Annotated in this window: 13 protein-coding genes and 1 pseudogene; 6 read left to right on the plus strand and 8 right to left on the minus strand. The window is 71.6% G+C overall.

From position 1 onward, the window contains the following. Window positions 1-25: 25 nt before the first annotated feature. Window positions 26-3,175, minus strand: coding sequence for an efflux RND transporter permease subunit (locus tag ACLBYG_RS12000; RefSeq protein ID WP_091976736.1), 3,150 nt, complete (start codon window positions 3,173-3,175; stop codon window positions 26-28). 11 nt (window positions 3,176-3,186) lie between these two features. Beyond that, window positions 3,187-4,509: an efflux RND transporter periplasmic adaptor subunit gene (locus ACLBYG_RS12005; protein ID WP_447681601.1), complete on the minus strand. Its 1,323-nt coding sequence runs from the start codon at window positions 4,507-4,509 to the stop codon at window positions 3,187-3,189. Between the two features lie 293 nt (window positions 4,510-4,802). Here ACLBYG_RS12005 and ACLBYG_RS12010 point away from each other — a divergent pair, with 293 nt between their 5' ends. The 3 genes from ACLBYG_RS12010 to ACLBYG_RS12020 all read left to right on the plus strand — a co-directional run bounded on the left by ACLBYG_RS12010 (window position 4,803) and on the right by ACLBYG_RS12020 (window position 10,576). Continuing rightward, window positions 4,803-5,810, plus strand: coding sequence for a CobW family GTP-binding protein (locus tag ACLBYG_RS12010; protein ID WP_427508632.1), 1,008 nt, complete (start codon window positions 4,803-4,805; stop codon window positions 5,808-5,810). A gap of 109 nt (window positions 5,811-5,919) precedes the next feature. Continuing rightward, window positions 5,920-7,194, plus strand: a complete 1,275-nt coding sequence (locus tag ACLBYG_RS12015; RefSeq protein ID WP_447681602.1) for an O-antigen ligase family protein — start codon at window positions 5,920-5,922, stop codon at window positions 7,192-7,194. A 46-nt stretch (window positions 7,195-7,240) separates the two neighbouring features. Beyond that, on the plus strand, window positions 7,241-10,576 hold the full coding sequence (locus ACLBYG_RS12020; protein ID WP_447681603.1) for an ATP-binding protein: 3,336 nt from the start codon (window positions 7,241-7,243) through the stop codon (window positions 10,574-10,576). A gap of 135 nt (window positions 10,577-10,711) precedes the next feature. Here the strand turns inward: ACLBYG_RS12020 and ACLBYG_RS12025 are convergent, their stop codons facing one another. The 4 genes from ACLBYG_RS12025 to maiA all read right to left on the minus strand — a co-directional run bounded on the left by ACLBYG_RS12025 (window position 10,712) and on the right by maiA (window position 13,522). Continuing rightward, the gene (locus ACLBYG_RS12025; RefSeq protein WP_020092669.1) at window positions 10,712-11,029 is read right to left on the minus strand and encodes a hypothetical protein; all 318 of its coding nucleotides are present in this window, start codon (window positions 11,027-11,029) and stop codon (window positions 10,712-10,714) included. After that, the gene (locus ACLBYG_RS12030; protein ID WP_020092668.1) at window positions 11,026-11,337 is read right to left on the minus strand and encodes an EthD family reductase; all 312 of its coding nucleotides are present in this window, start codon (window positions 11,335-11,337) and stop codon (window positions 11,026-11,028) included. Before ACLBYG_RS12030 ends, ACLBYG_RS12025 begins: the two co-directional genes overlap by 4 nt. A gap of 65 nt (window positions 11,338-11,402) precedes the next feature. Beyond that, window positions 11,403-12,734 carry an NAD(P)/FAD-dependent oxidoreductase gene (locus ACLBYG_RS12035; RefSeq protein WP_091679643.1) on the minus strand — a complete coding sequence of 444 codons (1,332 nt, stop codon included), beginning with the start codon at window positions 12,732-12,734 and terminating at the stop codon, window positions 11,403-11,405. A 140-nt stretch (window positions 12,735-12,874) separates the two neighbouring features. Next, window positions 12,875-13,522 (minus strand): maleylacetoacetate isomerase, encoded by a 648-nt coding sequence (maiA, locus tag ACLBYG_RS12040; RefSeq protein ID WP_091679640.1) that lies wholly within the window; start codon window positions 13,520-13,522, stop codon window positions 12,875-12,877. A gap of 138 nt (window positions 13,523-13,660) precedes the next feature. Here maiA and moaB point away from each other — a divergent pair, with 138 nt between their 5' ends. Continuing rightward, complete coding sequence (moaB, locus tag ACLBYG_RS12045) at window positions 13,661-14,218, plus strand: molybdenum cofactor biosynthesis protein B (RefSeq protein WP_447681604.1); 558 nt, start codon at window positions 13,661-13,663, stop codon at window positions 14,216-14,218. A gap of 9 nt (window positions 14,219-14,227) precedes the next feature. On the opposite strand, the gene ACLBYG_RS12050 is transcribed toward moaB, so the two are convergent. Together ACLBYG_RS12050 and ACLBYG_RS12055 are read right to left on the minus strand one after the other, a co-directional pair. Then, window positions 14,228-15,676 carry an amino acid permease gene (locus tag ACLBYG_RS12050; RefSeq protein ID WP_447681605.1) on the minus strand — a complete coding sequence of 483 codons (1,449 nt, stop codon included), beginning with the start codon at window positions 15,674-15,676 and terminating at the stop codon, window positions 14,228-14,230. A 164-nt stretch (window positions 15,677-15,840) separates the two neighbouring features. Further along, window positions 15,841-16,371, minus strand: coding sequence for a hypothetical protein (locus ACLBYG_RS12055; protein WP_447681606.1), 531 nt, complete (start codon window positions 16,369-16,371; stop codon window positions 15,841-15,843). A gap of 158 nt (window positions 16,372-16,529) precedes the next feature. On the opposite strand from ACLBYG_RS12055, the gene ACLBYG_RS12060 reads away from it, so the two are divergent. Beyond that, window positions 16,530-17,645: a PA0069 family radical SAM protein gene (locus ACLBYG_RS12060; protein ID WP_447681607.1), complete on the plus strand. Its 1,116-nt coding sequence runs from the start codon at window positions 16,530-16,532 to the stop codon at window positions 17,643-17,645. A gap of 708 nt (window positions 17,646-18,353) precedes the next feature. Continuing rightward, window positions 18,354-20,456 (plus strand): annotated as a pseudogene (locus ACLBYG_RS12065) (methyl-accepting chemotaxis protein). The last annotated feature ends 9 nt before the right edge of the window (window positions 20,457-20,465 follow it).

A 20,465-nucleotide genomic window follows, 5' to 3' on the forward strand; every position in this document is an offset into this window, starting at 1 on the left:
CCGGCCCGCGGGGTCGTGAGCCGGCTCACGCGGCGGCCCGGTGCGCGGGCCGCGCCCGGGCGTCCGGGTTCGGGCGGCGGCGGGAGAACAGCGAGATCAGCACCGGGACGATCACGAGGATCAGGTTCGGCGCCAGGATGATGCCGCCCACCACCACGAGCGCCAGCGGCTTCTGCACCTGCGAGCCGATGCCGGTGGAGACCGCGGCCGGCAGCAGGCCGACGCAGGCCGCCACGCAGGTCATCATCACCGGGCGCATGCGGACCACGGCGGCGTGCCAGACCGCCTCCTGCCGCTTCCAACCCTCGTCGAGCAGCTGGTTGTAGTAGGCGAGCAGGATCACGCCCTCCATGGTCGAGATCCCGAACAGCGCGATGAAGCCGATCGCCGCCGAGATCGAGAACGGCGTGCCGGTCAGCGCCAGGGCGAAAATGCCGCCGATCATCGCCATCGGGATGACCGACAGGGTCAGCAGCATGTCGGCCACCGATGAGAAGTTGATGTAGAGGAGCAGCGCGATCAGCAGCAGCGTGATCGGCACCACGAGGCTGAGGCGGGCGGCCGCCTCCTTGAGGTTGGTGAACTGGCCGACCCATTCCAGCCGGTAGCCCGGCGGGAGGTCGACCGCGTCGGCGACCTTGCGCTGGGCCTCGAGCACGGCGCTGCCGAGGTCGCGGCCGCGCACCGAGAACTTCACCGGGATGTAGCGCTGCTGGTCCTCGCGGTAGATGAACGAGGCGCCGGAGACGAGGTCGACGTCGGCGATCTCGGAGAGCGGCACCTGGATCACGCCGCCGTTGGGGTTCTGGGCGCCGACCGCGATGTTGCGGATGCCGGCGAGCGAGGAGCGGTACTCCTTGGCGAGCCGCACCCGCATCGGGAAGTGGCGATCGGAGCCGTACTCGTAGAGGTCGCCCGCGGTCTGGCCGCCGATCGCCGCCTGGATCGTGGTGTTCACGTCGCCGATCGAGAGGCCGTAGCGGGCGGCCTTGTGGCGGTCGACGTCGATCCGCACCGTCGGCTGGCCGAGGGATTCGAACACCGACAGGTCGGTGACGCCCGGGACGGTGGCGAGCGCGGCCTTGACGGCGTTGGCGGTCTTGGTGAGCTGCGCGAGGTCGTTGCCGTAGATCTTGACCGAGTTCTCGCCCTTCACGCCCGAGGCCGCCTCCTGGACGTTGTCCTCGATATACTGCGAGAAGTTGAACTCGATACCGGGGAATTCGGCCTCCAGTTTCTTGCTGAGGTCCTGGATCAGGGTCTCCTTGTCGAGGCCCTTGCGCCACTGGTCGATCGGCTTGAGCGGCGCCAGGATCTCGACGTTGAAGAAGCCGGTGGCGTCGGTGCCGTCGTTCGGGCGGCCCTGGTGCGACAGGACGGTGGTGACCTCCGGAACCTCCTGGAAGATCTTGCGCATGCGCTGGACGTAGCCGTTGCCGGCCTCCAGCGAGATCGAGGACGGCATCGTGCCGCGCACGTAGAGGTTGCCCTCCTCGAGGCGCGGCAGGAACTCGAGGCCGAGATTGCGGGCCGTGAGGCCCGAGACCAGCAGCACCGCCAGCATCACGGCGACCGCCAGGATCCGGTTGCGCAGGCCGAAGCGCAGGGCCGCCTCGTGGCCGACGCGCAGCACCCGCACGATCAGGGTGTCGCGCTCCTCGAGCTTCTTCGGCAGCATCAGGGCCGAGAGCGCGGGCGAGACGGTGAAGGTCGCCAGCAGGCCGCCGAGCAGCGCGTACGCGTAGGTCTTGGCCATCGGGCCGAAGATGTGGCCCTCGACGCCGGTCATCGTGAACAGCGGCAGGAAGCCGACGATGATGATCGTCGCCGAGAAGAAGATCGCCCGGTTCACCTCGCGCCCGGCGATCGCGATCGTGCCGAGCCGCCCGGTGAGGCCGTCGGGCGGATCCTCGCCCTTCACGTGATCGGGCTCGGCGATGTGGCGGAAGACGTTCTCCACCATGATCACGGTCGCGTCGACGATCAGGCCGAAATCGATCGCGCCGAGCGACAGCAGGTTGGCCGAGTCGCCGCGCACCACGAGGATCAGGATCGCGAAGCCGAGCGCGAACGGGATCGTGGCCGCCACGATGATCGCGCTCGTGAGCGAGCCGAGGAACAGCCACTGCACCACGAACACCAGCACCACGCCGAAGACGAGGTTGTGCATCACCGTGTGGGTGGTGGTGTGGATCAGGCCCGAGCGGTCGTAGATCCGCTCGATCTTCACGTCGGGCGGCAGGATCGTGGAGCTGTTGATCTTGTCGATCTCGGCCTCGACCCGCTCCAGCGTCGGCAGGCTCTTGCCGCCGCGGGTCATGAGCACGATGCCCTCGACGATGTCGGGCTGGTTGTCGTGCCCGACGATGCCGAGGCGCGGGGCGTTCGACACGCGCACCTCCGCCACGTCCCGAACGAGCACCGGGGTGCCGTTGACGAGGCTGATCATCGTGTCGCGAATGTCGTCCATGTCGCGGATCAGGCCGATGCCGCGCACCACCGCCGATTGCTGCCCGACGTTCAGCGTCTGGCCGCCGACGTTGATCGAGGCGTTGTTCAGCGCGTTGGTCAGCTGCACCAGGGTCAGGCCCTGGGCCTGGAGGCGGTTCAGGTCGACCGCGACCTCGTACTCCTTGGCCTTGCCGCCGAAGGCCGTGACGTCGACGACGCCGGGGATCGCCTTGAATCGGCGCTGCAGCACCCAGTCCTGCAGGGTCTTCATGTCCATGGGCGAGTAGCCCGCCGGGCCGACGAGCTTGTAGCGCATGATCTCGCCCACAGGGCTCGTCGGCGAGATCTGCGGCGTGGCGCCGTTGGGCAGGGTCGGCGCCTGCGACAGGCGGTTGAGCACCCGCTGCAGCGCCTGCTCGTACGTGTACTCGTAGTTGAACTGGACCTTCACGTCCGAGAGGCCGAACAGCGAGATCGTCCGGACCACCTGGGCGTTCGGGATGCCGGCGAGCGCCACCTCCAGGGGGATGGTGATGTAGCGCTCGATCTCGTCGGCCGACTGGCCCGGATTCTGGGTGATCACGTCGACGAGCGGCGGGACCGGATCCGGGTAGGCCTCGATGTTGAGCTGCGTGTAGGCGCCGTAGCCGACGCCGAGCATCACGACGAACAGCAGCACCACCAGCACGCGCTGGCGCAGCGAGAAGGCGATCAGGGCGTTCATCGGATCCCCGCTCAGGACGCCTTGTCGCCGGTGGCCGCCCGGTCGATGAACAGGGCGCCGCGGGTGACGACCTGCTCGCCCGCGCTCAGGCCCTGGACGACCTGGGCGTTGTCGCCGTTGATCAGGCCGAGCTTGATGTCGCGCGCCTCCACGGCGCCGTCGGGCCGCGCCACCCAGACGTGGGTGCGGTCGCCCTCGTACACGATGGCGGCCACCGGCACGCTCGGGCTCGGCTCACCCTTGCCGGTGATGATCGTGTAGGTGGCGAACATCTCCGGGCGCAGTACGCGGTCCGGGTTGTCGACCTCGCTGCGCACCGCGAGGCGCCGCGTCGCCGGGTCGAGGCTGGAGGCCATGTAGTTCACCCGGGCCTTGAACACCCGCGCGCCGAAGCCCGCCACCTTCGCCTCGACCTCCTGGCCGATGCGGATCTTGGGGATCTCGCTCTCGCGGACGTTGGCCACGAGCCAGACCGTCGACAGGTTGCCGATCACGAAGACCGGGTCGCTGGAGGCCGAGAGGTACTGCCCGATGCCGACCTTGCGCTGGACGATCGTGCCGGCGATCGGCGCCCGGATCTGCGTCTCGGCGCTCATCGTGCCGTTCTTCTCGAAAGCGGCGATCTCGGCGTCCGTCTTGCCGAGCAGGCGCAGGCGGCTCCGCACCGCGTCGAGGGCGCCCTCGGCGGTCTTCAGGTCGCTCTGGGCGGCGATGACGTCGTTCTGGGCCGACTGGTAGTCCTTCAGCGCCGTCGCGCGGGCCTGGAACAGCTCCTGCTGGCGCTGCGCGATGGTCTGGTCGAGCTTCAGGAGCGCCTGCTGCTTCTGGAGGTTGTTCACGGCCGCCTGATAGTCGTTCTGCGCCTGGACCATGTCGGTGGCCTCGAGCGTCAGCAGCACGTCGCCGGCCTTCACGTCGTCGCCGGCCCGGACCAGGACCTTCGTCACCCGGCCGGCATAGGGCGAGACCACCGGGACGTTGTCGTCCTCGTTGAGGGCGATCCGTCCCTCGGCCGAGCCCTCGGGCCGGAACACGAGGTTGGCGACCGGCAGGATCTCGAAGGCGGCGCGCTGCTCCTTGGAGGGCCGGAACACCCGCTCCACCGGGCCGGCCTTCTCCACGTCGATGCCCGGGTCGGGGTTGCCCGGGGCGACCAGCCCGGTCACGGCCGCGACGAGGTGCGCGGCGGCCTCGCGGGTCCGGTCGGGAAACGCGATGGCGGCGCCCAGGGCGGCCGCGAGCAGGACGGCGGCGATCAGCAGGCCGGGCCACCGGCGCCCGCGCGCGGGGACGGCGACGGCCTCGTCCTGGTCCAGCGGATTTCGGGCGTCCATGCGGATGATCTTCTAGGTCCGGACCGAGAGTCCGGGCTGGGTGACGAGAGTACGATACGTGCCCGGACGACGCCTACATCAATGCGGTCGCTGGTGCTTTTCTATGGCGCGCCGCGGGAAGATTCGGGCGGTACGGCGTGCCTAGAGCAAAGCTTGTCCGACAGGCAATCGATCCGGCGCCCCGGTCGCGAAACCGTGTGGCCCCGTCTTCCTTTGACGGGATTTGTTACAATATGACAACGCTCGCGGGTCCAGGCCCGCGCGATCCCGCACCCGTCACCGAAGAAGCCGTCATGTCCGATACGAGCAACGCTTCCGCCCCGGCCGCTCCCGGTTCCGCCGCCGGCAAGATCCCGGTCACCGTGCTCACCGGCTACCTCGGCGCGGGCAAGACCACGCTCCTCAACCGGATCCTCACCGAGAACCACGGCAAGCGCTACGCCGTGATCGTCAACGAGTTCGGCGAGATCGGCATCGACAACGACCTCGTCGTCGGCGCGGACGAGGAGGTGTTCGAGATGAACAACGGCTGCGTCTGCTGCACGGTGCGCGGCGACCTGATCCGGATCATGGACGGGCTGGTGAAGCGCCGGGGCAAGTTCGACGCGATCATCGTCGAGACGACCGGCCTCGCCGACCCGGCCCCCGTGGCGCAGACCTTCTTCGTCGACCAGGATGTCGGCGAGGCCGCCCGCCTCGACGCCGTGGTGACGGTGGCCGACGCCAAGTGGCTGTCCGACCGCCTGAAGGACGCGCCGGAGGCGAAGAACCAGATCGCCTTCGCGGACGTGATCCTGCTCAACAAGAGCGACCTCGTCTCCCCGGCCGACCTCGACCGCGTCGAGGCCGAGATCCGCACGATCAACCCGCTGGCCAAGCTCCACCGCACGCAGAACTGCGCCGTGCCCCTCGACGCGGTCCTCGAGCGCAACGCCTTCGACCTCGACCGCATCCTCGACGTCGAGCCCGACTTCCTCGAGGCGGGGCACCACCACCATCACGATTCCGACATCCGCTCGATCTCGGCCAAGATCGAGGGCGCGGTCGACCCGGACAAGTTCATGCCGTGGATCTCGAACCTCACCCAGTCGCAGGGTCCGGACATCCTGCGGTGCAAGGGGATCGTGGCCTTCCCCGACGAGCCGAAGCGCTTCGTCTTCCAGGGCGTGCACATGATCCTCGACGGCGACGTGCAGGGCGACTGGGGCAAGGACGAGGAGCGGGTCTCGCGGGTGGTGTTCATCGGCCGCAACCTCGATCCGGCGGCGATCAAGGAGGGGTTCGAGGCCTGCCGCGCTTGAACGGGCGCCGCCTCCCCGGCGCCCCGCGCCGGGAAGGCGATTCTCAACGTTTCCGTGGCATCACGGACGGCGCGGGCCCGCGTAACCGGCCCGCGGAGCCCGCGTATCCATGGCCCACACCGCAGCGCCCGCAGGCCCGGTCCCGTCCGGGTCGGCGGGCGGAATCCCGCTCATCGCGGCCGTCGAGGGGCTGGCCAAGGCGCTGTTCGCGGCGTTCGTCTTCTTCGCCTGCTTCGCCTTCTCGGAGACCTCGCCCTACGACGCGGTCGCGATCCCCACGATCCTGCTCTGGCTGTGCCTCGGCGTCCGGCTGCACCGCGGGGCGGTGCCCCTGGTGGCGCTCCTGCTCGTCTACCTCGCGGGCATCGTCACCGCGCTGCTGCCCTACCTGAACGAGGAGTTCCCGGTCACCTGGACGGTGCAGCTGGTCTATCTCTCGATCACCTGCATCTTCTTCGCCATGTTCTTCGCGGACGACACGCACGCCCGGATGGAGCTGGCGCTCAAGGCCTACACGGCGAGCTGCGTGTTCTCGGCGGCGCTGGGCATCGTCGGCTACCTGCAATGGCTCGGGATCGAGGACCTGTTCTACAAGTACGACCGGGCCTCGGGCACGTTCCAGGACCCGAACGTCTTCGGCTCGTTCCTGACGCTCGGCGCGCTCTACCTGATGCACGGCCTGCTCACCGGCTCCACGCGCCGGCCGCTCGTGTCCCTCGCCGGCCTGCTGATCATCGTGGCCGGCATCTTCCTGTCGTTCTCGCGCGGGTCCTGGGGCGGGAGCGCCGTCGCGGTGCTGCTGATGGTGGGATCGGTCTACGCCGGCAGCGACTCCCCGCGCCTGCGCCGCCGCATCGTGCTCCTGACCCTGGCGACCATCGTTCTCGGCACCGTCGCGGTGATCGGGCTGCTCTCGGTCGACCACGTCCACAAGATGTTCGAGACCCGGGCGGCCCTGACCCAGGATTACGACCAGGGCGAGACCGGCCGCTTCGGCAACCAGATCCGCGGCTTCGCCATGCTGCTGGAGCGGCCGTTCGGGATGGGGCCGATGCACTGGCGGCTGATCTTCGGGCTCGAACCGCACAATTCCTACATCGGCTCCTTCGCCAACGGCGGCTGGCTCGGCGGGGCCGTGTTCATCGGCCTCGTGGTGGCGACCGGCCTCGTCGGCTTCCGGCTCCTGGCGCGGCCGTCGCCGGTCCGGGCGCACGCCCAGATCGTCTGGCCGGCGCTGCTGATGTTCTTCCTGCAGGCCGTCCAGATCGACATCGAGAAGTGGCGCCACGTCTACATGATGCTGGGCATGGTCTGGGCGCTGGAGGCCGCGCGGTTGCGCATGGGCACGCGGCCGCAGGCGGGCGCGCTTGAAACGCGGCGCTAGGCGCGGCATCGCTCGGTCGCGGCCGATCGGCACCCGGAGACGGTACGTGAGCACACAGCCGGACAACGAGCGCGACCGGCTCGCGGCCCTCGAGGCCCTGGCGATCCTCGGGACACCGCCGGAACCGCATTTCGAGGCCGTCTGCCGGACCGCCCGGCGCCTGTTCGGCGTGCGCAGCGCGTTCGTGGCCTTCCTGGGCGACACGCACCAGTGGCTGAAGACGCCCTGTGCCGGGGTGCCGACCACGATGCGGCGGGACGAGAGCTTCTGCCAGCACACGATCCGCAGCGACGCCCTCGTGGTCGTCCCCGACGCGCGGCTCGACGCGCGCTTCCGCGACCTGCCCGTGGCCGCGGCGCCGGACGGGATCCGGTTCTACGCGGGCATCGCCCTGAGCCTCCAGCCGGGCCTGCGGGTCGGAACCCTCTGCCTCGCCGATCCCGAGCCCCGCTCCGACTTCTCGCCCGAGGACGCGGCCGCCTTCCGCGACCTCGCCGAGATCGTCGTGGCGCATCTGCGCCTCACGGAGGCCAACGCGCGGCGCGACCGGGAGATCGCGCAGGCGGCGATCCGCGAGGCGCTGATCCGCGAGCAGCACCGGGAGATCAACGCCCGGGCCCGCGCCCAGGAGGCGGCGAACCACCAGCTCACCATGGCCGAGCAGCTCGCCAGCGTCGGGAACTGGCGCGTGGAGCTCGCGGACGGGCAGCCGGTCTGGTCGGCGAGCCTCTACGCCATCGCGGGCCGCGACCCGGCAACCCCGCCGCCGCACCTCGACGCCTTCTCGCAGATCTACCATCCTGACGACCGCGCCCGGCTCGAGGCGATCGTCGCCGACGCGATCGCCCGCGGGGGCCGGTTCGATTTCGAGGCCCGGCTGCTGCGGCCGGACGGCGCGCTGCGCGACGTGGTCGTGCGCGGCATGGCCCGGGGGGAGGGGGCGGGCGCCGGCCTGTTCGGCGTCCTGATCGACGTGACCGAGCGCCGGCGCGCCGAGGACGAGGTTCGCCGCAGCGAGCTGCGCTACCGGGGCCTCGCCGAGGCGCTGCCGCTCCTGGTCTGGACCATGCGGGTCGGGGACGGTCAGGCGACCTACGCCAACGCGCAGTTCCAGTCCTATTACGGGCCGATCGGGCCCGAGCGCGCGGAGCGCCTCGTCCGGAACCACCCCGAGGATGCCGCCGCCATGGAGGCGGCCTGGATCCGGGCGGTCGAGACCGGCACGGGCTACAGCGGCCAGTGGCGGATCCGGCGCCAGGACGGCGTCTACCGGTGGCACAAGCTCTCGCTGATCCCGATCCGCCTCGACCCGGCGGACGGCGCGGTGGCGGAGTGGCTCGGGACCGCCCTCGACGTCGACGACATCGTCACGGCGCGGCTCGCCGTCGAGGAGGCGAGCGGCCTGCTCGACATCGCCCTCGACGCTGCGGAGGCCGGCACCTGGGACTGGGACATGCGCACGGGGCTCGCCGTCCTCAGCCCGGAGAGCGCGCGGATGCACGGCCTGCCGGAGACCGGCGGCGCCCACACGATCTCGGCCTCCGCGTGGACGGCGCTGATCGATCCGGACGACGTCTCCGATGTCTGGAACGAGATCCGGCGGGCGGTCGAGTCCGGCACCCCCTACGCGGCCGAGTTCCGGGTCGGCGCGCGCTGGCTCTACGCCCGGGGCCGGACGCTCGGCGGCGCCGACGGGCAGCCCCAGCGGATGGTCGGCCTCCACCTCGACATCACCGAGCGCAAGGCGGTCGAGGCGGCCCTGCGCACCGCCACGCGCGACGCCGAGGCGGCCCGCACCGAGGCGGAGCGGGCGAGCGCGGCCAAGAGCGAGTTCCTGGCCGCCATGAGCCACGAGATCCGCACCCCGCTGAACGGCATCCTGGGCTACGCCGAGCTGCTCCTCGACGGCGACGCGATCCAGAACGAGGACCGGCGGCGCCTCGAGCTGATCCAGAGTTCCGGCGCGGCCCTGCTCACGGTCGTCAACGACATCCTCGACTTCTCGAAGATCGAGGCCGGCGAGCTGACCCTCGATCCGGTCACCTTCCCGCTGGCCTCGACCGTCGACAGCACGGTCTCGATCGTGCGGGGCAGCGCGCTCCGCAGCGGACTCGCCATCGAGGCCCGGATCGACCCGGCCCTGCCGACCTTCGTGGTCGGCGATGCCGGGCGCCTGCGACAGGTGCTGCTCAACCTGCTGAACAACGCCGTGAAGTTCACGCCCGAGGGCTCGGTCACGGTGACCGCGGAGCGGGAGGGCGACGGCGTCGCCCCCGACGGGCGCCCCGGCGACGCGGTCCGGTTCTCCGTGGTCGATACCGGCATCGGCATCGCGCCGGCGCAGCAGGACCGGCTGTTCAAGCGGTTCAGCCAGGTCGACGGCTCGATCAGCCGGCGCTTCGGCGGCACCGGCCTCGGGCTGGCGATCTCCCGGCACCTCGTGTCGCTGATGGGCGGCGAGATCGGGGTCGAGAGCCGCGAGGGGGCGGGCTCGACCTTCTGGTTCCGGCTGGTGCTGCCCCGCGGCGAGCGGGACACCGCGGCCCCGGGCGCCGCGGCCGACGCGGGTGGGCCGTCGCGGCCGCCCCCGGCCGCGGCTCCGGCGGCCGGCGAGGTCCCGGGCGCGCCGCTGCGGCTGCTCCTCGTCGAGGACGTGCCGCTCAACCAGGAACTCGCCTGCGCGGTGCTCGAATCCCAGGGCTACGCGGTGGACGTGGCCGGGGACGGCGCCGAGGCGATCACGGCGGTCGGGTCGTCCGTCGCGGCCGGCCGGGCCTACGATCTCGTGCTGATGGACGTCCAGATGCCCCGCGTCGACGGGCTCACGGCCACGCGCCGCATCCGCGCCCTCGCGCCGCCCGCCTGCGACATCCCGATCGTCGCCATGACCGCCAACGTCCTGCCGTCGCAGATCGAGGAGCTGCGCGAGGCCGGGATGGACGACCATGTGGGCAAGCCGTTCCGGCGGGCCGACCTCTTCGCCACGATCAGCCGCTGGACGGCGCCGGGCGCGCGGCGGCCGGCGCGGGCCGAGGTGCCGCGCCGCCTGCCGCAGGTCGATTCGGCCGTGCTCGACGCGGCGGTCCTGACAGAGATGGAGGCGAGCTTCGGCACCGATCGCGTCGGGGCGCTGCTCGATCTCCTGGCGAACGAGCTGTCCGAGCGGTTCCGGCCGAGCGAGACCGACCGCCTGCAGATCGCCCACGACGCGCACGCCCTGGTGGCGGCGGCCGGGCTGCTGGGCTTTGTCGGCCTGTCGAGTCTGTGCCGGGAGGTCGAGGCCGCCGCCCACGCGGGCGCCGACCTGATGCCGCTGATCCGGCGCCTGGAGATCCAGCGGGCGACCGCGCTCCGCGCCATCCGGCAGCTGCGCGCGGCGTGAGTCCGCGCGCGGTATCGAGGATCGTTTCCGTCGTCGCGGGCGGAGCGAAGTGACCCAGGGTCGGCGCGCCGCCGGTGAGCGCCGCGCTGCCCTGGATCGCCTACTCCGCTCGCAGAGACGGCGGCCCCGGAGCCGTCAATCGGGAAGAGAGTCCCCCGGCTCCTCCGGCAGCGGGTCGCCGGTCCAGGTCGTCGCGAAGGCGGCGAGCTCCCGCGCGTCGGCGAAGGCCGCCACGGTGACCTCGCGCGCGGCCGGCTCCGCCCCCGGATAGGGGGCGAGCAGGACGCGCACCCGGGCGAGCCGGCCGCTGGGCGCCTTCTCGGCGATCCAGGCCTGCGCCTCCGGGGTGAACCGCTCCGGGCCGTCGAGGGCCCGGGCGTCGGTGCGCAGCACGACCACGTAGGTGCCGAGGCTCGGATCGGCCTCCTGCACTGCCTTGACGATGTCGATCACGGGTTTTCCGCGAAGTCGTTGATCTGCACCTGGGCCTGCGCCGCAGTGAAGTTCGGGATGTCGGCGAAGATCTCCTCGCCGTGGGCGGCGACGGCCTTCTTGAAGGCGTCGACCGACTCGAAGGTCAGGAGGGCCATCACCTGGAACGGGGCGGCGCCGCCGTCCGGCGTGCCGGCGCCCTTGACGACCTTCGCGTCGTGGAGGCCGAGGGACGACCAGCGCTCGCGCACCAGCGGCATGTGGTGGCCGAGGTAGTAGCCCATGTCGAAGCTCGGGCCGGCCGGGTACATCACGCTTACCAGGATCATGGCGGTTCCTTCCTGTGTCGCGCCCGGTCGATCCGGGCGCCCGTCCTCGGGTCGTACGGCGACGGTCAGTGCAGCTTCACCCGCGGCTCGGTGCGCCGGGTCAGCGCGCGGGCCAGGGTGTCGAGGGCGGTCTTGGCCGTGCCGTGCAGCGCCCGCTCGTGCATCTTGTAGAGCGAGCGGTACATCATCCGGGCGAACAGACCGGCGATGAGCATGTTCTTGCCGCGCACGAACCCCATCAGGCTGCCCACGGTCGAGTACTCGCCCAGCGAGACCAGCGAGCCGAAATCCTTGTACCGGAACGGCTTCAGCGGCTTGCCGTCGATCTTGGCCGGGATCTGGGCGATCAGGTGGCTCGCCTGCTGGTGGGCCGCCTGCGCGCGCGGCGGCACCGGCGTGTCGGAGCCGGCCTCGACCAGGTAGGCGCAGTCGCCGATGGCGAAGATGTCGGGGTCGCGGGTGGTCTGCAGCGTCGGCGTCACCACCAGCTGGTTGGTCCGCGTCGTCTCCAGGCCGCCGATGCCCTGCAGGAAGGGCGGCGCCTTCACGCCCGCCGCCCAGACGACCAGCTCGGACGGGATGAAGGTGCCGTCGGCGAGCTGCACGCCGTCGGCGCGCACCTCGGTGACCCGCGCCTTCACGCGCACGTCGACGCCGATCTTGCTGAGGAGCTGCATCACCTCGGCCGAGAGGCGCTGCGGCACCGCCGGCAGGATCCGGTCGGCGGCCTCGACCAGGGTGATGCGGATGTCCTTGCCCGGGTCGATCTTGTCGAGCCCGGTCGAGACGACGTGGCGCAGGGTCCGGTGGAGCTCGGCGGCGAGTTCCGTCCCGGTCGCGCCCGCGCCGATCACCGTGACGTGGAGCTGGCCGGGCCGGACCGGGCCGGCCTGCGTGTGCGCCCGCAGCGAGGCGTTCACGAGGCGCTGGTGGAAGCGCACCGCCTGGTCCTGGGTGTCGAGAGCGATGGCGTGCTCGGCGACGCCCGGCGTGCCGAAATCGTTGGTGGTGGAGCCCACCGCCATCACCAGCGTGTCGTAGGGGACGGCGCGCTCGGGCGTGACCTCGCGCCCTTCCGCGTCGTAGCTCGCGGCGAGCTGGATCGTGCGCGCCTCCCGGTCGAGCCCGGTCATCCGCCCGATCCGGTAGCGGAAGCCGTGCATGTGGGCGTGGTGCAGGTAATCCACCGCGTGGTGGCCGACGTCGAGGCTGCCGGCCGCCACCTCGTGGAGCAGCGGCTTCCAGATATGCGTCCGGGCGCGGTCCACGAGGGTGACGTGCGCGCGCTTGCCGCGCCCGAGCTTGTCGCCGAGCTTCGTGACCAGCTGCAGTCCGGCGGCGCCGCCGCCGACCACCACGACGCGATGAAGGCCCGACTCGTTCTCGACGGATGCCATCGACACTCTTTCTCCTCCCGGACCGGGATCAGTCGCCGGCCTCCTTACACGGCCTGGGTTGCCGAATACCACATCGCCGGCCGCGACCCCCGGTCACGAGTGCGACGTCGCGCACCGGACGGGCGGCGCGCGGAGCCCGGTCACGCCGGCGGGGCGCCTGGCTGGCGCAGCGGGTGTGCCTCCGCGACCGCCGGCAGGGCGAGGCAGGCCTCGGCGATTCGCGCGACCGTCGGGTAGGCCGCCGTGTCGATGCCGAAGATGCCCGTCCCGACCCAGAGGCTGACGAGGCAGAGGTCGGCGTGGCTCACCGAATCGCCCTGGCAGAACCGGCCCGTCCCCGGCTCGGTGGCGAGGCGCGTCTCCAGGGTCCGGAGGCCGGTCTCGAAGGCGTTGCGCAGGAAATCCAGCATGCGCTCCCGGGGCAGGCCGTAATGCTCCATCAGGAAGGTGCGCACCCGGGGCACGTAGAGCGGGTGGGTGTCGCACGCGACCACCTGCGCCAGCGAGCGGGCCCTGGCCCGCGCCCGGGGCTCCTCGGGCAGCAGGCGGACGCCGCCCCGGGTCTCCTCCAGGTAGTCGAGGATCGCCAGCGACTGGGTGAGCGGCGGCCCGTCGCCGTCGAACAGCGCCGGCACCGCGCCCTGCGGGTTGATCTTCCGGAACGCCGGCTCGTGCTGGTCGCCCGCGTCGAGGTCGATGAAGGTCTCCTCGTAGGCGATGCCCTTCAGCTTCAGGGCGATCCGCACCCGGAAGGCGGCGGCCGAGCGCCAGTTGCCGTACATGTGCATGGGTCAGCGGTCTCCGACGGACGCGCGCGAGCACAGCCGACTTCGCGGCGGGCCGCAAGAGGCGCGCGCGCGCGGCCCGGGGGCGACAAGCGGTCCCGCCGGGCCCATATCGGTCTCCCGCCCCGGAGAGCCCGCACGATGGCCGATCAGACCGACGCCCGCCGCTTCATCCCCCTGAACATCGCGGTCCTGACCGTCTCCGACACGCGCCGCCCGGAGGACGACCGGTCGGGCGACACCCTGACCCAGCGCCTCACCGCGGCGGGGCACATCCTGGCGGCCCGCGCGATCGTTCCGGACGAGGTCCCGGCGATCCGCGCGCGGGTGGAGGCGTGGCTGCGCGACCCCGGCGTCGACGTGGTGATCACCACCGGCGGGACCGGCTTCACCGGCCGCGACGTCACCCCCGAGGCGCTGGAGCCGCTGTTCGAGAAGCGCATGGACGGCTTCTCGGCCGTGTTCCACCGTATCTCGTACGACAAGATCGGCACCTCGACCCTGCAGTCCCGCGCCACCGCGGGGGTCGCGCGGGCGACCTACGTGTTCGTGCTGCCGGGCTCGCCCGGCGCCTGCCGCGACGCCTGGGACGGGATCCTGGCCCAGCAGCTCGATTACCGGCACCGGCCCTGCAACTTCGTGGAGATCATGCCGCGCCTCGACGAGCACCTGCGGCGCGGCGCGAGCCTCACGGTGTGAGGCCGCGCGCTACGCGAGGTTCCCCTCCTTGCGGCGCAGGACCGAGTGCTTGCGGCCGTAGAAGAAGTACACGACGAGGCCGATCGCCATCCAGATCACCAGCCGCAGCCACGTGTCGAGGGGCAGGCCGATCATCAGGAGCAGGCAGGACAGGATGCCGAGGATCGGCACGACCGGCACGGCGGGCGCCCGGAACGGCCGCTTCATGGTGCGCTCGGCCCGCCGGAGGTAGAGCACCGAGCCGCAGACGAGGATGAAGGCGGCCAGCGTGCCGATGCTCACCATCTCGCCGAGGATGTGGATCGGCACCAGGGCCGCCACCACGGCGACCGCGGCCCCGATCATCGCCTGGCTGCGATACGGCGTCTGGTAGGTCGGGTGGACGTGGGAGAACATCTTCGGCAGCAGGCCGTCCTGCGCCATGGTGAAGAAGATTCGGCTCTGGCCGTAGAGCAGGACGAGGATCACCGTCGTCAGCCCGGTCAGCGCCCCGAGCTTGATCAAGAGCGCGAACCAGCCGATGCCGATCACGTCGACGCCCTTGGCGATCGGGTCCGGGACGTTGAGGTCCTTGTAGGGCACGAGACCGGTGAGCACGGCTGCGACCAGCACGTACAGGATCGTGCAGACCGCGAGCGAGCCCAGGATGCCGATGGGCATGTCCTTCTGGGGCTTGCGCGCCTCCTGGGCGGCGGTGGAGACCGCGTCGAAGCCGATGAAGGCGAAGAACACCACGCCCGCGCCGCGCAGGACGCCGCTGTAGCCGAAATGTCCGAAGGTCCCGTCGTTGTCCGGGATGAGCGGGCTCCAGTTCGCGGCGTTCACGTGGCCCCAGCCCAGGGCGATGAAGGCGACCACGACGGTGAGCTTCACCGCGACCATGATGTTGTTGAAGAGCGCCGATTCCTTCGTGCCCCGCATCAGCAGGATCGTGATCAGCGCCACGATCAGGACCGCCGGCAGGTTGAGCAGCGCGGTCCCGCCGCCCTCGATCGGCGTGCCCGGCGCGTTGGCGAACTGCGCCGGGATCACGATGCCGACGCTCTTCAGGATGCTGGTCACGTAGCCCGACCAGCCGACCGCCACGGTGGCGGCGCCCATGGCGTATTCGAGGATCAGGTCCCAGCCGATCAGCCACGCGAAGAACTCGCCGAGCGTCGCGTAGGTGTAGGTGTAGCTCGATCCGGCGACCGGGATCAGCGCGGCCATCTCCGAGTAGCAGAGGCCGACGAAGGCGCAGGCGATGCCGCCGAGCACGAAGGACAGCATGATCCCCGGCCCGGCATACTGGGCCGCGGCCGTGCCGGTCAGGACGAAGATGCCGGCGCCGATGATCGCCCCGATGCCCATCGCGGTGATCGAGAGGGCGCCCAGCGACTTCGAGAGCTGCTGCTCGCCCTCGCCGCTCTCGACGATGTCCTCGACCGACTTGCGCCCCATCAGGCCCGACGAATCCATGGCACCATCCTTCCAGATCGGGGTGGCTCAGCGCGCGTCATCATGTCCGGAGACGGCGACGATCCTGCCGCGCTTTCAGAGTTGTAGAGGCGGATCGACCGACAACAACGTGAGCGGACGCAAGATTCTTCCGAGCAAGATTCTCCCGAGCAAGATCTTTCCGGTCAGGCGCGCTCGATCCGAGCGATCAGCGGCCTGACCTTGAGGCGACCCGTGAACGCGCCCTCGGCACGCAGGGCCTCGCGCCGGACGACGTCGCCGGCCCGGGCCTGCCGGGCGCCGACGACGGTCTCCGCCCGTCTGACGAGCCGGCCGAGCCAGCGCCCGGCCGGGCGGTGCAGGCGGCCGAGCGCCGTGTCCGGCCGCGCGGTCCCGACGAAGCGGTCGAGGGTGCGGATCCAGCCCTCGGCCGGGACGTCGCCGGCCTCCAGGCACAGGATCCAGTCCCGCCGGGCCGCGGCGGCGCCGGCCGCGTAGGGATTGCCGCCCCGGTGCAGCACGAGGGTCGCGCCCGTGGCCTCCGCGACGGCCGCCACGGCCTCGCTCTCGCGGCCCGCGACGATCACCGCGTCGCCGACGAGGCCGCCGGCCACGCCGGAGACGAGCACGCTGAGCGTGTCGGCCAGGCGATCGATCGCGTCCGGATCGGCCGGTTCGGCCAGATAGGTCACGGCGGAGAGCATGAGCGCGCGCATAGACGATTCTGCGGCGCCGTAAACTGCCCCGCGGCCCGCGCGGCGACGCGCCGTCGCCCGGACGGGCTGCAGAGCCGCATTTGCCTGAAAAAAAGGCGCCCTTCGCCGTCGCGTTCGCTCTATGTTCTCACATGGATGCGTGAGGGAGGCGAGTCGTCATGGGGGACACGCGCGACGGGACCGCATCCGGGGCCGCGCCGCGACTCGGGCCGAGCGTCGCGGAACCGGCCGCCCGGCGCGGGCGCGGCGCGACGGCCAACCCGACGGGCCGGTACGAATCCGCCCGGCGCGAGGCGTTCCACGACGAGACCTGGACGGCGGACGCTCCGGCACCCCTGCGCACGCAGGTCACGCCGGAGCGGGCCGCCCGGATCATCGCGCACAACAGCTCGCCCGACATCCCGTTCGACCGGTCGATCAACCCGTACCGGGGCTGCGAGCACGGCTGCATCTACTGCTACGCGCGCCCGACCCATGCCTGGCTCGGCCTGTCGCCGGGGCTCGACTTCGAGTCGCGGATCTTCACCAAGCCGGACGCCGCCCGGCTCCTCGCCCGCGAGATCGCCGCGCCGGGCTACAGGCCCGACACGATCGCCCTCGGCACCGCCACGGATCCCTACCAGCCGGTCGAGCGGGAGCACCGGCTCACCCGCGCAGTTCTGGAGGTGCTGCGGGAGGCCCGCCACCCCGTCAGCATCACCACCAAGTCGGACCTCGTGCTGCGCGACCTCGACCTCCTGGCCGAGATGGCGGCGGAGAACCTCGTGCTGGCGGCGATCTCGCTGCCGACGCTGGATCCGGACCTCGCCCGCCGCCTCGACCCGCGGGCGCCGCGGCCGGGCAAGCGGCTCGCGGCGATGCGGGGCCTGAGCGCGGCGGGCGTGCCCGTCATGGTCAACGTCTCGCCGATCATCCCCGGCCTGACGGACCACGAGATCGAATCGATCCTGGCCGAAGCGCGCGCGCACGGGGCGAGCCGGATCGGCCACGCGCTGCTGCGCCTCCCGGGCGAAGTCGCGGACCTCGTGGCGGACTGGTTCACCGAGCACTATCCCGAACGCAGGGCGCGGGCCTTCGCACTCCTGCGGGAAGCCCGGGGCGGGCGCGAGAACGACCCGCGCTTCGGCCACCGCTTCCGCGGGGAGGGCGCCTACGCGGCGATGATCGGCCAGCGGGTCCGGCTCGCCGGCACGCGTCTCGGTTTCGCCTTCGGGCGCATCGCGCTGAATCGCGACGCCTTCCGGAAGCCCGGCGCGCAGCTGGCGCTGTTCTGACACGCGACCGACGCGGCGGCGCGCGCGACGCGGCGGACCTGTCCCACAGTACGGTTCAGCGAAAATTCCAGTCATTTTGGCCAGAAATGGCGTAAAAAGATAATCCCAAAGATTGAAAACAGCTCAAATGTTGCTCCCAAAGTCGATGATCGGATGTCTAAGGCGTGAGGAAAATCGCAGAACGTAAGATTGACATCTGTGCCATTGTGGTTCAAATGCCTGAGATCGCGAGGTTTGTTGCGAGATTTTGACCAGGTTTGATTGAGTTATCGAATTTCAGTTCTATATTGAGGGTCGTTCTGTGCGTAAGAGCGCGATTTTGTCCGGCGTCCGTGTCCGCAGATCCCGCCAATGGACGCTGTGCGCCGTGATCCGGTCGCGGGCGAGCCGCGCCCCGCGGCCCGGCTCGGTTCTGCCGGTCGCGACTGTCGTCCTTCCTTGAGACGGTAGCGTGTCGGGGTTTCGACCTCCGATGCCGACCGGGCGAACTCCCGGTCCGATGACCGGACCGGGAGCGCCGGTGGGCCCCAGGACTCGCCGCGCCCTCGCCGCGCCCTTCGAGCGATCCGGGCCGGCGCCGCGTCGGGGTGCCTGTCGCGTCGCTCAGCCTTTCCGTCGACCGAGGCCGACCGGCCGCCCTGCTCGAACCGGGCAGCCCGGCGGCGGGCCGCGCGCCTCGACGCACCGCGAAGAGAGATCCCGACCCTCATGCTGCGTCTTCCGCGTCCGTCCATCGGCACGATCCTGTGCGCGATCCTGTTCTCACTCAGCGCCATGCTGCTGGCCGCGGGCGCCCGGACGGCGCTGGAGGCCGGGGCGCAGGAGCGGGAGAGCCGCCGCGTCGTCGCGCTCACGGAAGGCAGCCGGATCCTCCTCGAGATCCTGCTCGCCGTGCGCCTCGAGCGGGGGCGGACCCTGCAGGCGCTGATCGCCGCGGGCAGGATCCCGCCCGCCGACGCGGCCCTGATCGCCTGACAGCGCGCGACCCGGATCGATCGTCTGGAAGCGCTCCTGAGGCTGGTGCGCGCGGTCGACACCGCCGCGGTGGCGAAGACGGTCGATCCGCTCCGACGGGCGTACGAGGCCGTCACCGGCCTGACGTCGCGGATCGACGCGGCCCTCGCGGTCCCGGTCGCGGAGCGCGACGCCGCGACCGCGGAGGTCGCCGCGACCGCCTTCCGGGATCTGCTCGACGCCCTCACGGTGACCAGCGGGGCCGTCGACGTCACGATCCCGCGCCGGGACGCGGCGCTGGCCCGCGCCCTGGACATCAAGCGCGCCGCCTGGATCACGCGGGTCGCGATCGGCGGCAACGTGGCGCGGGCCGAGACGGCCGTGACGCGGGGCACGGGCTGGTCCGAGGAGGAGCGCCTCGCGGAGGCCGAGGAGCGCGGCCGCGTCGCGGCGAGCTGGGCGAATCTCGTCGATCACATGGACGACACGCTGCCGCGGGCGGTCCAGGACGCCTTCGTGAGGGCGGGCAGCAGCAACTTCGAGGGCGAGGTCGCGGCGCGGCGGCAGGCCTTGCGGGCGGCCCTGAGCCGGGGCCAGCCGCCGGGCGTCGCGATCCAGGACCTGCGCGACCGCAACACGCGGGAGGTCAACACCATCGCCGACCTCGCCGAGGCGGCGCTGAACGCGATGGTGGCCCGCGCGCAGGCACTCTTCGCTGAGGCGGGGGCGACGCTGCTGCACACCGGCCTGTTCCTGGCCGCATCGGTGCTGCTCGCCGGTGCCGGCGCCGTCGTCGTCGTCCGCCGCGTGCTCGGGCCGCTCCGGGCCATGATCCAGGCGATGCGGGCGCTCGCCTCCGGCGACGTCGCCGTGGAGATCCCGGCCCGCGGGCGGCGGGACGAGATCGGCGCGATGGCGGCGGCCGTGGAGGTCTTCCGGGACAACCTCGTCCGCACCCGCGCCCTGGAGGCAGAGGCGGACGAGGCGGCGCGCGCCGCGGAGGCGCAGCGCCGGACCATGACGCACACGATGGCGCAGACCTTCGAGGCGGCGGTGGCCGGCATCGTCGGGCAGGTCTCCGCCGCCGCGGCCGAACTGCAGACCACGGCCTGGGAGATGACCACCACAGCCCAGGAGACGGCCAGCCAGTCCGATACCGTGGCCGCGGCCGCCGAGGAGGCGTCCGCCGGCGTCAGGACGGTGGCCGCCGCGGTGGAGGAACTCGGCACCTCCGTCCAGGAGATCGGGCGGCAGGTCCAGGGCTCGTCCGAGCTGGCCCGGAGCGCGGTCGGCGAGGCCGACCAGACGGCCGCCCTGGTGGCGGCGCTGAACGCGTCCGTCGCCCGGGTCGACGCCGTCGTCGAGCTGATCGCCCGCATCGCCGCGCAGACGAACCTGCTGGCGCTCAACGCCACGATCGAGGCGGCGCGGGCCGGCGAGGCCGGGCGCGGCTTCGCGGTCGTCGCAACCGAGGTCAAGGAACTGGCCGCCCAGACCGGTCGGGCCACCGACGAGGTCGGCCGGCAGATCGGCGAGATCCGGACCGTGACCGGTCAGGCGGTGCGGGCGATCGGGACGATCACCGGCCGGATCGGGGAGATCGACGCCGTGGCCGCCGCCATCGCGGCCGCGGTGGAGCAGCAGGGGGCGGCGACGCAGGAGATCGTCCGCAACGTCGCCCAGGCCAATGCCGGCACGCAGGAGGTCACCGGCAACATCGCCGGCGTGGCGCAGGCGGCCGACCGGACCGGCCGCGCGGCCGACCACGTGCTGACGGCCGCCACCGCGCTCACGCGTCAGTCGGAGGAGCTCGCCGCGGAGGTCGAGCGCTTCCTCACGGGCGTCCGGGCCGCGTGACCCGTCGCC

The sequence above is a fragment of the Methylobacterium sp. D53M genome (assembly GCF_053345625.1).